Genomic DNA, 13,295 nt, shown 5'->3' with positions numbered 1-13,295 from the left:
GGGGGCTGGTGGGTGTGTTGCCTCCATCCTGCCCTTTTCGGCCATAAGTCGGCTGTAAGGCGGGTGAGGGGCCGGTGCGGAGCCGCTTCGCGGAACGGGGAACGCTTTCACGGAACCGGGAATGCGAGATTTTCTCCGGAGGTTGAGGTTTCCGCGGATGGGCGCGGGGGGAGGACGGCTTTACACCCCGCGATCACGCTCTGCCTGTACCGCGTCACCGCTCGGTACGCCGCGGTCCGCTTCCGCAGAGCGGGCGTGGGTGTCCGGCACCGTCGCCGCCCAGCGGGGCAGCGCTGGGCACTCCACCGGAGACGTGATCGCCCCTTCCACACGGCACACCCCCGTGCCACCGACCCACGACCCAGGACGAGGGGGCGCAGCATGGACGCTTTCACCGCAGGACTTCTGCAGCGCATACAGACGACCGAGTCCGACCTGTCCCGGGCCCGCGACGAGGGGGACGAGTTCCTCGTCGACGTGGAGCTGGGAGAGCTCGACGACCTGCGCCGCCTCGCAGCCGAGCACGGTGTGGAGGTCAGCGCGACCGGCGTCTGATCGGCCCGTGAGCGACGGGGCCCCGGCGGGATCCAGCGCCGGGGCCTCGTCGTGCGGGTCACCTCGGCGGTGAGCGCTCCACGGGTCGGCGCCCCACGGCCCCGGCCGGGTCTCCGTCGGGTCGTCGTCGGTCTCCGTCGGGCACTCGTCGGACGGGGCTCCGTCCGGCGCCGACGAGGGCGCGCCGCGCCCCGGACCGAACCTTCGGACGGTCCCGGGCGGCGGTCCGCCGACCGGCGGCCCCGGGCACGGCCCGGACGGTCGACGGCCGCAGCCACGGTACGGACGATCGACGGCCCCGGGCACGGCTCGGACGGGACGACCACCGCATGCATCACGCGGACGACGGTACGGACGATCGACGGCCGCCGAACACCACGCGGACGGTCGACCGCCGCCGGACGGCGCCAGCGGGACCCGGGCACGCGCCGGGCCCGCCGTCAGCCGGGCGGGACGGGGACGCCTTCACCGCGGGGGGCGGCCCGGACACGCGGTCGGCGGCCGGGCGGGCTGCCGTCCGGGCGGGCTGCCGTCCGGGCGCCGATCGGCCCCCGGACGGGCGCGCGTACCGCTCCAGAGGTCGGCGGCAGTCGGGCGTGTGGTGCGGCGGGCCGCGGTGCGGGCTCCGCCCCCGTCGTCCCGGTCGGCGGACCTACGCCCCGAACTCCGTCAGCAGCCGCTGGAGGGGCTCGAACACCTCCGGGGTGGCAGCGATCGTCAGGTCCCCGGACGGGCGCTCCCCGGGGCGTCCACCGGTCACCGCGCCCGCCTCCCGGGCGATGAGGTCGCCCGCCGCGAGGTCCCACGGGTGCAGACCGCGCTCGTAGTAGCCGTCGAGGCGGCCGGCGGCCACGTCGCACAGGTCGATCGCGGCGGAACCACCGCGCCTGATGTCGCGCACCAGCGGGATCAGCCGCCGCGCGATCTCGGCCTGCTCGGCGCGGACGTCGGCGACGTAGTTGAAGCCCGTGGAGACCAGCGCCTGGTCCAGCGGCGCCGGGGCGCGGCAGCCGAGCCTGCGCTCACCCTCCCAGGCGCCCGTCGCCCAGGCCCCGCCGCCCAGCACCGCGTGGTACGACTCTCCGCGCATCGGCGCCACGACCACGCCGGCCACCCGCTCGCCGTCCTGCTCGGCGGCGACGGAGACCGCCCAGGTGGGCAGCCCGTACAGGTAGTTGACCGTGCCGTCGAGCGGGTCGATCACCCAGCGGACGCCACTCGTGCCCTCGGTGACGGAGCCCTCCTCGCCGAGGAAGCCGTCGTCCGGACGCCGGTCCGCGATCAGGCCGGTGATCAGCTTCTCCGCCGCGATGTCCATCTCGGTGACCACGTCGATCGGGCTGGACTTGGTGGCGGCGACCGCCAGGTCGGCGGGGCGGCCGTCGCGCAGCAGCTCGCCCGCGCGGTGGGCGGCCTCCTGCGCGATCTTCAGCAGCTCGGCGTGCAGCGGGTCGGTCGTCACGTCGGTCACGGCGCTCCTCAGGCGTAGGGACTGTCGGCGCCCGCGGCGGCGGGGCGGGGGGCGCGGGCGGGGCAGCAGCCGACCGGACAGAGGTCGTGGCTCGCGCCGAGCGCGCCGAGCGCGCACGGCGCGGCCTCCTGCCCGCGCTCGCCGGCGGCCCGCTCCAGGACCAGGTCACGGACCGCGGCGGCGAACCGCGGATCGGCGCCCACGGTGGCCGAACGGCGCACCGGCAGCCCCAGCTCCTCCGCCTTGGCCGTGGCCTCCGTGTCGAGGTCGTACAGGACCTCCATGTGATCGGAGACGAAGCCGATCGGGGCCATCACCACGGCGGGGGCGCCGGCCGCGTGGCGCTCCGCCAGGTGGTCGCAGATGTCGGGCTCCAGCCACGGGATGTGCGGGGCACCCGACCGCGACTGGTAGACGAGCTGCCAGGGGTGGTCGACGCCGGTGCGCTCGCGGACGGCGTCGGCGATCGTCCGCGCCACGTCCAGGTGCTGGCGCACGTACGCGCCGCCGTCGCCGTGCTCCTCGGCCGGTCCGGAGGTGTCCGCCGCCGCGGTGGGGATGGAGTGCGTCGAGAAGGCGATGTGGGCGCCGTCCCGCACCTCCTCGGGCAGCTCGGCGAGGGAGCGGACGACCCCGTCGACCATGGGCTCCACGAAGCCCGGGTGGTTGAAGTAGTGCCGCAGCTTGTCGATCTTCGGCAGCTCCAGGCCCTCCGCCTCCAGCGCGGCGAGCGCGTCCGCGAGGTTCTCGCGGTACTGCCGGCAGCCCGAGTACGAGGCGTAGGCGCTGGTGGCGAGGACGAGGATGCGGCGGCGGCCGTCCTGGACCATCTCGCGCAGGGTGTCCGTGAGGTACGGCGCCCAGTTGCGGTTGCCCCAGTAGACCGGCAGGGCCAGGCCGTGCTCGGCGAAGTCCTTGCGGAGGGCGTCCAGCAGCGCGCGGTTCTGGTCGTTGATGGGGCTGACCCCGCCGAAGAGGAAGTAGTGCTGGCCGACTTCCTTGAGGCGTTCCTTGGGGATGCCGCGCCCGCGCGTCACGTTCTCCAGGAACGGGACCACGTCGTCCGGGCCCTCCGGGCCGCCGAACGAGAGCAGGAGCAGGGCGTCGTAGGGGCTGGCATCGAGCACGTCTGGCATGTCTCGATCCTGCCACCCGGCACTGACACCCGACCAACGGTGGGGTGGTGCCGCGCGTCCCGCCCGGTCCGCGGCCTGTTTCCGGGCCTTCCGCGGGGTGTTTCCCGCGCGTCGACACGAGTAATCTGTATCGACTGCGTTCGGACCTTACCGAGCACTCCACCGCGCCGTTTCCGGAGACCCCGTTGCCCAGCCCCTACCGCGCCCTGTTCGCCGCCCCCGGCACCAAGGCCTTCTCGACCGCGGGCTTCCTCGGCCGGATGCCGCTGTCGATGATGGGCATCGGCGTGGTGACGATGATCTCGCAGCTCACCGGGCGGTACGGACTGGCCGGCGCCCTGTCGGCCACCATCGCGCTCGCGGCCGCCGTGGCCGGACCGCAGGTCTCCCGCCTGGTCGACCGGTACGGCCAGCGACGGGTGCTGCGCCCGGCGACCCTGGTGTCGCTCACCGCCGCGGCCGTGCTCCTGCCGGCCGCGCACTACGGCTGGCCGGACTGGGTGCTGTTCGTGTCCTGCGTCGGCATCGGCTGCGTCCCGAGCCTCGGCGCCATGGTCCGGGCCCGCTGGGCGGCCCTGTACCGGGGCACCCCGCAACTGCACACCGCGTACTCCTTCGAGTCCGTGGTGGACGAGATCTGCTTCATCTTCGGGCCGATCATCTCCATCGGCCTGTCCACGGCCTGGTTCCCGGAGGCCGGGCCGCTGCTGGCCGCCTGCTTCCTCGCGACGGGCGTCTTCTGGCTGACCTCGCAGCGCGCCACCGAGCCGGAGCCCCACCCGCGCGAGGAGAAGGGCGGCGGCTCCGCGCTGCGCTCGCGCGGGCTCCAGGTCCTGGTCGCCACCTTCGTGGCCACGGGGACGATCTTCGGGGCCGTCGACGTGGTCACCGTGGCCTTCGCCGAGGAGGAGGGGCACAAGGCCGCCGCCAGCCTCGTCCTCGCCCTGTACGCGGCGGGATCGTGCACGGCGGCCATGGTCTTCGGGCTGCTGCGCTTCGCCGGGCCGCCCGAGCGTCGCTGGCTGCTGGGCGTCTGTGCGATGGCCGTGAGTATGATCCCCCTCCTACTGGTCGGAAACCTGCTGTCTCTGGCCGTGGCGCTGTTCGTTGCGGGTCTGTCCATCGCTCCCACGATGATCACGACCATGTCCCTCATCGACCAGCACGTACCACGCACGCAGCTCACCGAGGGCATGACCTGGGTGAGCACCGGCCTCGCGGTCGGGGTCGCGCTCGGCTCCTCGGGAGGCGGCTGGGTGATCGACGCCTCGGGTGCGCGCGCCGGGTACGGGGTTCCGGCGGTCGCCGGGGCCGTCGCGGTCGCGGTCGGTTTCCTCGGGTACCGCCGGCTCAAGCGGCCGGCTCAGCGTCGGGGAGGGACCGTTGAGCAGCACACGCACGACGAGCGGGAAGACGAGCGGGAAGAACGGCACATGGCGTAACTGGGGCGGCAACGTCCTGGCGCGCCCCGCGCGGGAGGTCGCTCCCGCCTCCGTCGCCGAACTGGCCGAGGCCGTCCGCAGGGCCGCCGAGGACGGACTGCGGGTCAAGGCCGTCGGCAGCGGGCACTCCTTCACCTCCATAGCCGCGACGGACGGTGTCCTGATACGCCCGGACCTGCTGACCGGCATCCGCGACATCGACCGCGCCGCCATGACGGTCACGGTGGAGGCGGGCACTCCGCTCAAGCGGCTCAACCTGGCCCTCGCGCGTGAGGGCCTGTCGCTCACCAACATGGGCGACATCATGGAGCAGACCGTCTCCGGCGCCACCAGCACCGGCACCCACGGCACCGGCCGCGAGTCGGCCTCGATCGCCGCCCAGATCCGTGGCCTCGAGATGGTCACGGCCGACGGCTCGGTGCTGACCTGTTCCGAGCGGGAGAACAGCGAGGTCTTCGCCGCCGCCCGGATCGGCCTGGGCGCGCTGGGCGTCGTCACCGCGATCACCTTCGCGGTGGAGCCGATCTTCCTGCTCACGGCCCGCGAGGAACCGATGCCGTTCCAGCGGGTCCTCGCCGACTTCGACGAACTGTGGGCCGAGAACGAGCACTTCGAGTTCTACTGGTTCCCGCACACCGGCAGTACCAACACCAAGCGCAACAACCGCAGCGCCGGCCCCGCACAGCCGGTGGGGCGGCTCCAGGGCTGGTTCGAGGACGAGTTCCTGTCCAACGGCGTCTTCCAGGCCGCCAACTGGATCGGCCGCGCGGCACCCGCCACCGTTCCCGCGATCGCGCGGATCTCCAGCAGGGCGCTCTCCGCGCGGACGTACACGGACACCCCCTACAAGGTGTTCACCTCTCCGCGCCGGGTGCGGTTCGTGGAGATGGAGTACGCCGTTCCGCGCGAGGCGGTGGTCGAGACGCTGCGCGAACTGAGGGCGATGGTCGACCGTTCCCGGCTCCGGGTCAGCTTCCCGGTCGAGGTGCGCACCGCCCCGGCCGACGACATCACGCTCTCCACCGCCTCCGGCCGCGACAGCGCGTACATCGCCGTCCACATGTTCCGGGGCACGCCCTATCAGGCGTACTTCACCGCCGCCGAGCGGATCTTCACGGCGCACGGGGGACGGCCGCACTGGGGCAAGTTGCACACCCGGGACGCCGAGTACTTCTCCCGGGTGTATCCGCGCTTCGGCGAGTTCACGGCGTTGCGGGACCGTCTTGACCCGGACCGGCTGTTCCGGAACGACTACTTGCGCCGGGTTCTGGGGTCGTAGCCGACGCGTCGGGGGCCGGGCTCGTGGACGCGCCGGAGTCCTCGCCTCCGGTGGCGTCCGGAGTCGGCGTCGGGCTGGACGTCGTGCCGTCCTCGTCCTGGGAGGTGCCGTCCGGCGAGGTGCTGTCGCCGGTTCCGCTCGGGGAGCCGGACGGAGTGGCGGCCGGAGTCTCGTCCCCGGAGCCGGAGTCCGGCGCCTCGGACCGACCGGAGTCCTGGTCGTCCCGTGTGTCCCCCGAGCCGCCGGAACCGCCGGAGTCTCCCGGATCCGCCGCCGACCTGTTGTGGCCGGAGAGGGCGTTGCCGACGGTGGTGCTGTGACCGCCGCCGAGATTCTGGCCCGAGGCGAGTTCGTACGTGGTGATTCCGGCCATGGCGACGGCGAAGACGAGGGCCGCCGCGGCCACCGGGCGCTTCCATCCCGTGGGCCGCGCACGGTAGACGGTGCCCTCGGTGAACTCCCCCGGGACCGCGGCCGAAGGCGCCGGCGGACCGGCGTCCGTCGGCCCGCCGGCCCGCACGACTCCGACGGTGCGCTTCTCCCGGAGCTGCTCGCCGGTGCGCTTGAAGAGGTGCTGGAGGACCGAACCCCCGCAGGTGGCGACGACACTGATGAGGCCGGCCCCCAGGATCGTGCCGTACACGCCGAAGGAGGAGGCCAGTTTGGCGGCCACCACCGCCGCCAGGGCGCTGCCCGCCACCTGGGGCACGCTCAGGTCGATCCGCTTGGTCGTCACCTCCGCACGCGCGTCCGTGTCGCGTGCGTCGTCGGGCTTTTCACGCATTCCCGGACCTTGCCTGCCTTTCCCGTACGCGATCGATCAACTGCACGAGAAAGGGACGTGCGGTCGAAACCATTAGTTCCGTTTCTGGCGATTCCGTGAAGTACGCCACGTCAAGATCACGGAAATCCCGCCGATGGCGGCCGAGCGCGGTCTCTTGCCGGAAGTCGGACGGCGTGCCCATCCACGCACGTGGCCCGAATGGAGTACTGTTGCGAGCCCTGGGTCAGGCCTCCCGGCAAGGGGTGCAGGACCTCGAAGGACCGCCGGGAGGGGGCTAGTTGCTCTGGGTGACGGAGTTGGTCACTTAGCGTTGCGAACAGGTAACCGTGCCATAACGGCGATCCAGGGCCCCCGCCCGACACGCCGGGCAACTCGGCAAGGTTGTGGCAGGCTGCACCCGGGCAGGCCACACTCGACAGAGCGGAAGCAGCGACGCACGTGACGTCGGCAGGCACCACCCGGGAGGTCCCCATGCCCGAACTGCGTGTCGTGGCCGTCTCGAATGACGGCACACGGCTGGTGCTGAAGGCTGCGGACAGCACGGAGTACACGCTTCCGATCGACGAGCGGCTCCGGGCCGCCGTGCGCGGCGACCGTCCCCGCCTCGGCCAGATCGAGATCGAGGTGGAGAGCCATCTCCGCCCCCGTGACATCCAGGCCCGTATACGAGCCGGCGCGACCGCGGAAGAGGTCGCCCAGATGGCCGGCATCCCCGTCGACCGCGTGCGGCGCTTCGAGGGTCCCGTGCTGGCCGAGCGCGCCTTCATGGCGGAGCGGGCCCGCAAGACCCCCGTCCGCCGCCCCGGCGAGAACTCCGGGCCGCCCCTCGGCGAGGCCGTCCAGGAGCGGCTGCTGCTGCGCGGCGCCGACAAGGACACCGTCCAGTGGGACTCCTGGCGCCGCGACGACGGCACCTGGGAAGTCCTGCTGGTCTACCTGGTCGCGGGCGAACCGCACTCGGCGAGCTGGACGTACGACCCGCCCCGGCGGCTCGTCCAGGCCGTCGACTCGGAGGCGCGCGCGCTGATCGGCGAGTCCGACGACCTCGCCGCGCCCGAGCCCAGTTTCCCGTTCGTCCCGCGCATCGCCCGGCTGCCGCGCGACCGGCCGCTGGACCGTTCCCTCGACCGGGAGCAGCGGGAGCGGCCCAGTCTGCCCCCGCCGCCGACCGAGCCGGCCGAGGAGACCGCGGCCACCGCGTCGGCCGAACGCGACTCGCTGACCAGCCTGCTCGAGGCCGTACCGAGCTTCCGTGGCGACCTGGTGGTGCCCGAGCGCGCTCCGGAACCGACCGAGGAGCCCGTCGAGGAGCCCGAGGTGGAGGAGGCTCCGGCGCCCGCGGCGTCGGCCGGTTCCGCCTATGCCGATGTGCTCATGCCGCGTTCCGTGGCCAGCCACCGCGACCGCCTGACCGGCTCCACCGACCGCCAGGCCGAGGCCGACGGTGTGCGCCCGGGTCGACGGGCGGCGGTGCCGAGCTGGGACGAGATCGTGTTCGGGACACGGCGCAAGAAGCAGGAGTAGCGGGCGCGGGCCGTCCGCTTCGACGGTGACCGGGGGCCGGGCCGCAGTGACTGCGGCCCGGCCCCCGGTCGTGCGGCTCACGGGAGTTCGCCGGCCGTGCCGCGGGTCCGGCTACGTCGCGGCCCTTCCGTGCCGCGGGTCCGGCTCACCGCGGAGCGGAGGCGGTACACGGGGCGCCGCTCAGTGACGGGGACGCTCTACACGGGCAGGCCCGGACTACAACGGGGCCGGACCGCGACGACTCCGCACCATGACGGGGCGGGGACTACGGCAGCGCAGGCCCGCGACGACCCGGACCACGGCGGGACGGGACTACTGCGGCCCTGGCCCGCGACGACTCGACTCCGGACCACGGCGGCCGACTGCGAGGAGGCCGGTCCGCGACGGGTCCGGACCACGGCGGGCCCGGACCACGGCGGGCCCGGACCACAGCGGACCCGGACCACAGCGGACCCGGACCACAGCGGACCCGGACCACAGCGGACCCGGACCACAGCGGACCCGGACCACAGCGGACCCGGACCACGGCGGGCCAAGCACGGCTGCGGACCACGGCAGTCCGGACCGCGGCCGGCCCTGGCTGCTGCGGCTCCCGGCTACTGCGGGTCCGGCCCCACGGCGATCGGCCGTTCCGGGTCCGAGGACCACTCCGACCAGGAACCCACGTACAGCGCCGCCGGAATGCCCGCCACCGCCAGCGCCAGCACCTCGTGGGCGGCCGACACGCCCGAGCCGCAGTACACGCCGACCTCGTCGCCCTCCGAGGCACCGAGGGTCTTGAACCGGGCCCGGAGTTCCTCCGCGGGCAGGAAGCGGCCGTCCCTCGCCACGTTGTCCGTCGTCGGTGCCGACACCGCGCCCGGGATGTGACCGCCGACCGGATCGATCGGCTCCACCTCACCCCGGTACCGCTCCCCCGCCCGGGCGTCGAGCAGCACCCCGGACCGGGCCAGCGCCGCGGCTCCGTCCGCGTCCAGCAGCCCCGCGGCGCCCGGCCGCGGAACGAAGTCGCCCTCCGCGGGGGCGGGTACGTCCGTCGACAGCGGCCCCTGCCACGTCGGCAACCCACCGTCGAGGACCCGCACGTTCGGGTGACCCGTCCAGCGCAGCAGCCACCAGGCACGGGCCGCCGCCCACCCCTGCCCGCCGTCGTACACGACGACCGGTCGGCCGGACGTGACGCCCGCACGGCGCATCACCGCGCCGAACTCCGCCACGTCGGGCAGCGGATGCCGGCCCCCTCCCCCGGGCGCGGAGGCGAGTTCCCTGTCCAGATCGACGAAGACGGCACCGGGAAGGTGCCCGGCCGCGTACTCGGCCCGGCCGTCGAACGGCGCGGCGCCGGCCGCCTTGGCCGTACTCAACTGCCAGCGGACGTCGAGCAGGACCGGCGGGTGGTGGCCCGCCAGTTCGTGCCCGAGTTCGGATGCGGAGATGATGGCGTTCATGGCCCCATCCTGGCGTACCGAGTGGCCGTAGCGTCGATGTCGGGCTACTCTGCCCGCCGGACAGTACCGATCACCAGGCGTATGGGTTCGGGCACATGCTGTACTACCCGTACAGCACCGGGCCGTCCCACGGGCGCGCCCGGACCACGCGGCACCGGATCCGGTGCCGGCATCGGCGCGAAGGTCCGTCAGAGCGGAATCCGTCAGGCGGAAGCGGACGCACGGCCCGCGCAGGGCCGAGAAGAGAGTGACGATGACCGACGCACGGGGGTCGGCCGGCCGGAACGGCGAGACGAACGCCCGGCACACGCCCGGAACACCCTGCTGGGTGAGTCTGATGGTGCACGGCCCGGCCGCCACCCACGAGTTCTACGGAGCCCTGTTCGGCTGGGAGTTCCAGCCCGGGCCGCAGCAACTGGGCCCCTACGCGCGGGCCCTGCTCGACGGGCGTGAGGTGGCGGGCATCGGCCAACTGCCCCCGGACCGGCAGCTCCCCATCGCCTGGACGCCCTACTTCGCCTCGGCCGACGTCAACCGGACGGCCGAAACGGTACGTTCGTGCGGTGGCACGGTCGGGGTGGGTCCGCTGGACGCGGGCGAGGCCGGCCGCCTGGCCATCGGCTCCGACCCGGCGGGCGCCGTCTTCGGCATCTGGCAGGCGGCGGCGCATCTCGGCACGGCCGTGACGGGCGTCCCCGGCACCCCGGCGTGGAACGAGCTGCTGACCTTCGAGACGGCGAGTGTCGCCAAGTTCTACGAGACCGTGTTCGGCTTCGAACTGGTGCCGGAGGTCTCCGCCGACCTCGACTACGTGACCCTGTGCCTCGACGGCCGTCCGGTCGCCGGCATCCACGGGGTCGGCCACGCCCTGCCCCGCGACCGGGGTCCGCACTGGATCACGTACTTCGCGGTGGCTGACGCGGAGGAGTCCCTGGAACGCCTGGCCGATCTGGGCGGCCACGTCCTCCAGCCCGCCCGGAACACCGTCCACGGCCGGGTGGCGACGGTGGCGGATCCGGAGGGCGCCCGCTTCTCGCTGCTGCAGGGCCGGCCCGCCGGCACGGGAACAGGGTGAGACGAGGACGCCGATCGCCGGCCGTTCCCGGCGCGCGGTGACCGGTCCGGGGCGCCGACGCGCCCCGTGGCCGGCCGGTCAGACCGGAGAGACCGGCAGGACGTCCGGCGAGAGGGTGCCGGCGCGCGCCGAGGCGCTGGTCATCCTGCGCCGGTGGTGCCGTCGGCACAGCACTTCGTAGCCGATCTCGTCGGGAGACCGGGTCACGTCGCCGACGACCACCTGGGCGCCCTCGACGACCATGACGCCGCCCACGGTGCGGGCGTTGTGCGTGGCGCGGGCCCCGCACCAGCACAGGGCCTCGACCTGGAGCACCTCGACGCGGTCGGCGAGTTCCACCAGCCGCTGGGAGCCGGGGAACAGCTTGGAGCGGAAGTCCGTGGTGATGCCGAAGGCGTAGACATCGACGTCGAGGTCGTCGACCACGCGCGCGAGCTGGTCTATCTGGTCCGGCCCGAGGAACTGCGCCTCGTCCGCGATCACGTAGTCCACGCGCCCGCCCTGCGTGAGGTGGTCGACGACGTACGCGTACAGGTCCTGTCCGTCCTCGACCTCCACCGCGTCGGTGACCAGGCCGAGGCGGGAGGAGAGCTTGCCCTCGCCCGCCCGGTCGTCGCGGGTGAAGATCATTCCGGCCAGTCCGCGCGCCGAGCGGTTGTGCTCGATCTGCAGAGCCAGCGTCGACTTCCCGCAGTCCATGGTTCCGGAGAAGAAGACCAGCTCGGGCATGAGGGGTTGAGCACCTTTCGGCAGCGAGGCAGACGTTTGCGGGTGGTCAGGAGCGTACTTCGAGCAGGGGCACGAGTTGTTCGGCAGGTGTCATGGACCCGTGGTTGCCGACCATCGCCGACTCCTTGGGCTCCCGCTCCGAGGCGATGAGCAGGACGTCGTCCCGCGCGGCGGCGACCACGTCGCCGAGGCGGCCGTACACCCGGTCGTCGATCCGGGGGCCGAACCAGCCCGCCTCGATCGCCTCGTCCCGCGAGGCCACCCAGAACTGCTCGCCGAGCACCTCGCGCCAGCAGGTCAGCACGTCGTTGTGCGCGCCGGGCACGGCGTACACGTGCCGGGCACGGCCCTCACCGCCGAGGAGGGCGACGCCCGCCTTGAGCTCCCAGTCCTCGTCGAAGTCGATGCGGTGGTCCTCGTCGAAGGGCACGTCGATCATGCCGTGGTCGGCCGTGACGTACAGGGCGCTGCGCGGCGGCAGCTGCTCGGCGAGGCGCTGGACGAGCCGGTCGACGTGCGCGAGCTGACCGCGCCAGGTGTCGGAGTCGACGCCGAAGCGGTGGCCGGCGCCGTCGACCTCGGCGTAGTACGTGTAGACGAGGGCACGATCCGCGCCGGCCAGCTGCTGGGCGGCGAGGTCCATCCGGTCCTCGCCGGACAGCCGGCCGTGGAAGGTGCCGCCGCTGAGCGCGACCTGGGTCAGCGGGGTGTTCGCGAAGGTCGGCGAGGAGACCTGGGCGGCGTGCACCCCCGCCTCGTGGGCGAGGTGGAAGACGGTGGGGTACGGCTGCCAGGCACCGGGCGCCGTCCACGGCCGCCAGCGCAGCTGGTTCATCAGCTCGCCGGTGGCGGGGTCGCGCACGGTGTAGCCGGGCAGGCCGTGGGCGCCGGGCGGCAGGCCGGTGCCGACGGAGGCGAGGGAGGTCGCGGTGGTCGCCGGGTAGCCGGCGGTGATCGGGCGCCCGGTGCCGCCGCGTGAGCTGCTCATCAGCGAGCTCATGAAGGGGGCGTCCTCCGGGTGGGCCCGCAGTTGCTCCCAGCCGAGGCCGTCGATCAGGAACACGCAGTTCCGGTCGGCCGGAGTCAGTTCGGTGATGCTCGCGGTCATGCCGGGGACGCCGAGACCGGCGGCCAGGGTGGGCAGCAGGTCGGCGAGCGAACCGGCGCCGTACTCGGGTACGGGGGCGGAGTCGACGGGGAGCGGTTCCGGGGCGGTGTCCCAGGCTGCGGGCTGTGCCATCAGCGGGAGGAGTCCGCGGTCGCCTCGGAGAGGGCCTGTGCGAAGGCGAGCGCCTGGCGCACCGTCTCCGGACCGTCCCCGGCCTCGCTGACGCGCAGGCTGAGGTCGTCGGCCGTCGAGCTGCCGGTGTAGCCGTGGTCGGCCTCGCAGTTGGGGTCGCCGCAGGCGGCGGGCTCCAGGTCGAGGCGGGAGACGGCGCCCCAGCCGATGGTGAGCACGATCTCGCGGGGCAGCGTGCCGGGCTTGTACTGCTCCGGGTTGGCGACCACGCGGCTGACGACGATGGACGAGATCCGGCCGAGCTTGACGGACTCCGTGGAGGTCGTGGCGTACGGCGTCGGGGAGGTGTCGTCGGCGGCCTGCTCGTCGGTGTGGCTGACGATGAAGCGGTTGCCGGTGAGCACGAGCACGGTCACGTGCCGGCGCACCTCGTTCTGGTCGAACGTCGTCTCCTGATGGACCAGGTACGACCGGACGGGCTCGCCGCCCACGGCGGCCTCCACCGCCTCGGCCACGAGGGCCGGGTAGTAGCCGCTGCGCTCGATCGCCGCTCGCAGCCCCTGGGTCGTCGTACTGGTCTTGGCCATGCCGTCCATCCTACGGGGGCGCACC

General features: G+C 73.4%; 12 protein-coding genes. 5 read left to right on the top strand and 7 right to left on the bottom strand.

Annotated features, from left to right (window positions below; genetic code table 11):
* The first annotated feature begins 381 nt into the window (after positions 1–381).
* Positions 382–555 carry a hypothetical protein gene (locus tag SAM23877_RS40330; RefSeq protein WP_167355239.1) on the top strand — a complete coding sequence of 58 codons (174 nt, stop codon included), beginning with the start codon at positions 382–384 and terminating at the stop codon, positions 553–555.
* Between the two features lie 652 nt (positions 556–1,207).
* Here the strand turns inward: SAM23877_RS40330 and SAM23877_RS26420 are convergent.
* Together SAM23877_RS26420 and SAM23877_RS26415 are read right to left on the bottom strand one after the other, a co-directional pair.
* Positions 1,208–2,026, bottom strand: a complete 819-nt coding sequence (locus SAM23877_RS26420; RefSeq protein WP_053138303.1) for an inositol monophosphatase family protein — start codon at positions 2,024–2,026, stop codon at positions 1,208–1,210.
* A gap of 8 nt (positions 2,027–2,034) precedes the next feature.
* Entirely contained in the window at positions 2,035–3,162 is a 1,128-nt protein-coding gene (locus SAM23877_RS26415) for a ferrochelatase (RefSeq protein WP_053138300.1), read from the bottom strand.
* Between the two features lie 185 nt (positions 3,163–3,347).
* Here SAM23877_RS26415 and SAM23877_RS26410 point away from each other — a divergent pair, with 185 nt between their 5' ends.
* Together SAM23877_RS26410 and SAM23877_RS26405 are read left to right on the top strand one after the other, a co-directional pair.
* Positions 3,348–4,604: an MFS transporter gene (locus SAM23877_RS26410; RefSeq protein ID WP_053138296.1), complete on the top strand. Its 1,257-nt coding sequence runs from the start codon at positions 3,348–3,350 to the stop codon at positions 4,602–4,604.
* Positions 4,546–5,883 carry a D-arabinono-1,4-lactone oxidase gene (locus SAM23877_RS26405; protein WP_053138293.1) on the top strand — a complete coding sequence of 446 codons (1,338 nt, stop codon included), beginning with the start codon at positions 4,546–4,548 and terminating at the stop codon, positions 5,881–5,883. Before SAM23877_RS26410 ends, SAM23877_RS26405 begins: the two co-directional genes overlap by 59 nt.
* Here SAM23877_RS26405 and SAM23877_RS26400 read toward each other — a convergent pair.
* A complete protein-coding gene (locus tag SAM23877_RS26400) occupies positions 5,807–6,667 on the bottom strand; it encodes a hypothetical protein (protein WP_053138290.1) in 861 nt (286 codons plus the stop codon). The two genes, SAM23877_RS26405 and SAM23877_RS26400, sit on opposite strands and share 77 nt — an antisense overlap.
* A gap of 471 nt (positions 6,668–7,138) precedes the next feature.
* Here SAM23877_RS26400 and sepH point away from each other — a divergent pair, with 471 nt between their 5' ends.
* Positions 7,139–8,191 carry a septation protein SepH gene (gene sepH, locus SAM23877_RS26395; RefSeq protein WP_053138287.1) on the top strand — a complete coding sequence of 351 codons (1,053 nt, stop codon included), beginning with the start codon at positions 7,139–7,141 and terminating at the stop codon, positions 8,189–8,191.
* A gap of 596 nt (positions 8,192–8,787) precedes the next feature.
* On the opposite strand, the gene SAM23877_RS26390 is transcribed toward sepH, so the two are convergent.
* Positions 8,788–9,639: a sulfurtransferase gene (locus tag SAM23877_RS26390; RefSeq protein ID WP_053138285.1), complete on the bottom strand. Its 852-nt coding sequence runs from the start codon at positions 9,637–9,639 to the stop codon at positions 8,788–8,790.
* A gap of 253 nt (positions 9,640–9,892) precedes the next feature.
* Here SAM23877_RS26390 and SAM23877_RS26385 point away from each other — a divergent pair, with 253 nt between their 5' ends.
* Positions 9,893–10,714 carry a VOC family protein gene (locus tag SAM23877_RS26385; RefSeq protein WP_053142883.1) on the top strand — a complete coding sequence of 274 codons (822 nt, stop codon included), beginning with the start codon at positions 9,893–9,895 and terminating at the stop codon, positions 10,712–10,714.
* 78 nt (positions 10,715–10,792) lie between these two features.
* On the opposite strand, the gene SAM23877_RS26380 is transcribed toward SAM23877_RS26385, so the two are convergent.
* Genes SAM23877_RS26380 through SAM23877_RS26370 form a run of 3 tightly spaced genes read right to left on the bottom strand, consistent with a single transcriptional unit; the run spans position 10,793 to position 13,279 of the window.
* Positions 10,793–11,443, bottom strand: coding sequence for a thymidine kinase (locus tag SAM23877_RS26380; RefSeq protein WP_053138283.1), 651 nt, complete (start codon positions 11,441–11,443; stop codon positions 10,793–10,795).
* A 46-nt stretch (positions 11,444–11,489) separates the two neighbouring features.
* Positions 11,490–12,683, bottom strand: coding sequence for an alkaline phosphatase family protein (locus SAM23877_RS26375; RefSeq protein ID WP_053138281.1), 1,194 nt, complete (start codon positions 12,681–12,683; stop codon positions 11,490–11,492).
* Positions 12,683–13,279: a DUF5998 family protein gene (locus tag SAM23877_RS26370; RefSeq protein ID WP_053138279.1), complete on the bottom strand. Its 597-nt coding sequence runs from the start codon at positions 13,277–13,279 to the stop codon at positions 12,683–12,685. Before SAM23877_RS26370 ends, SAM23877_RS26375 begins: the two co-directional genes overlap by 1 nt.
* Positions 13,280–13,295 lie beyond the last annotated feature (16 nt).

It is taken from the genome of Streptomyces ambofaciens ATCC 23877 (assembly GCF_001267885.1).
Taxonomy (GTDB): domain Bacteria; phylum Actinomycetota; class Actinomycetes; order Streptomycetales; family Streptomycetaceae; genus Streptomyces; species Streptomyces ambofaciens.
This window is presented reverse-complemented; position numbering and strand designations above follow the sequence as displayed.

What these genes read in the sequence shown, in the direction of transcription:
- sepH (WP_053138287.1), top strand. Translation starts at nt 7,139, where the DNA reads ATGCCCGAACTGCGTGTCGTGGCCGTCTCGAATGACGGCACACGGCTG.
- SAM23877_RS26375 (WP_053138281.1), bottom strand. Translation starts at nt 12,683, where the DNA reads ATGGCACAGCCCGCAGCCTGGGACACCGCCCCGGAACCGCTCCCCGTC.
- SAM23877_RS26370 (WP_053138279.1), bottom strand. Translation starts at nt 13,279, where the DNA reads ATGGACGGCATGGCCAAGACCAGTACGACGACCCAGGGGCTGCGAGCG.
- SAM23877_RS26380 (WP_053138283.1), bottom strand. Translation starts at nt 11,443, where the DNA reads ATGCCCGAGCTGGTCTTCTTCTCCGGAACCATGGACTGCGGGAAGTCG.
- SAM23877_RS26385 (WP_053142883.1), top strand. Translation starts at nt 9,893, where the DNA reads ATGACCGACGCACGGGGGTCGGCCGGCCGGAACGGCGAGACGAACGCC.
- SAM23877_RS26415 (WP_053138300.1), bottom strand. Translation starts at nt 3,162, where the DNA reads ATGCCAGACGTGCTCGATGCCAGCCCCTACGACGCCCTGCTCCTGCTC.
- SAM23877_RS40330 (WP_167355239.1), top strand. Translation starts at nt 382, where the DNA reads ATGGACGCTTTCACCGCAGGACTTCTGCAGCGCATACAGACGACCGAG.
- SAM23877_RS26390 (WP_053138285.1), bottom strand. Translation starts at nt 9,639, where the DNA reads ATGAACGCCATCATCTCCGCATCCGAACTCGGGCACGAACTGGCGGGC.
- SAM23877_RS26400 (WP_053138290.1), bottom strand. Translation starts at nt 6,667, where the DNA reads ATGCGTGAAAAGCCCGACGACGCACGCGACACGGACGCGCGTGCGGAG.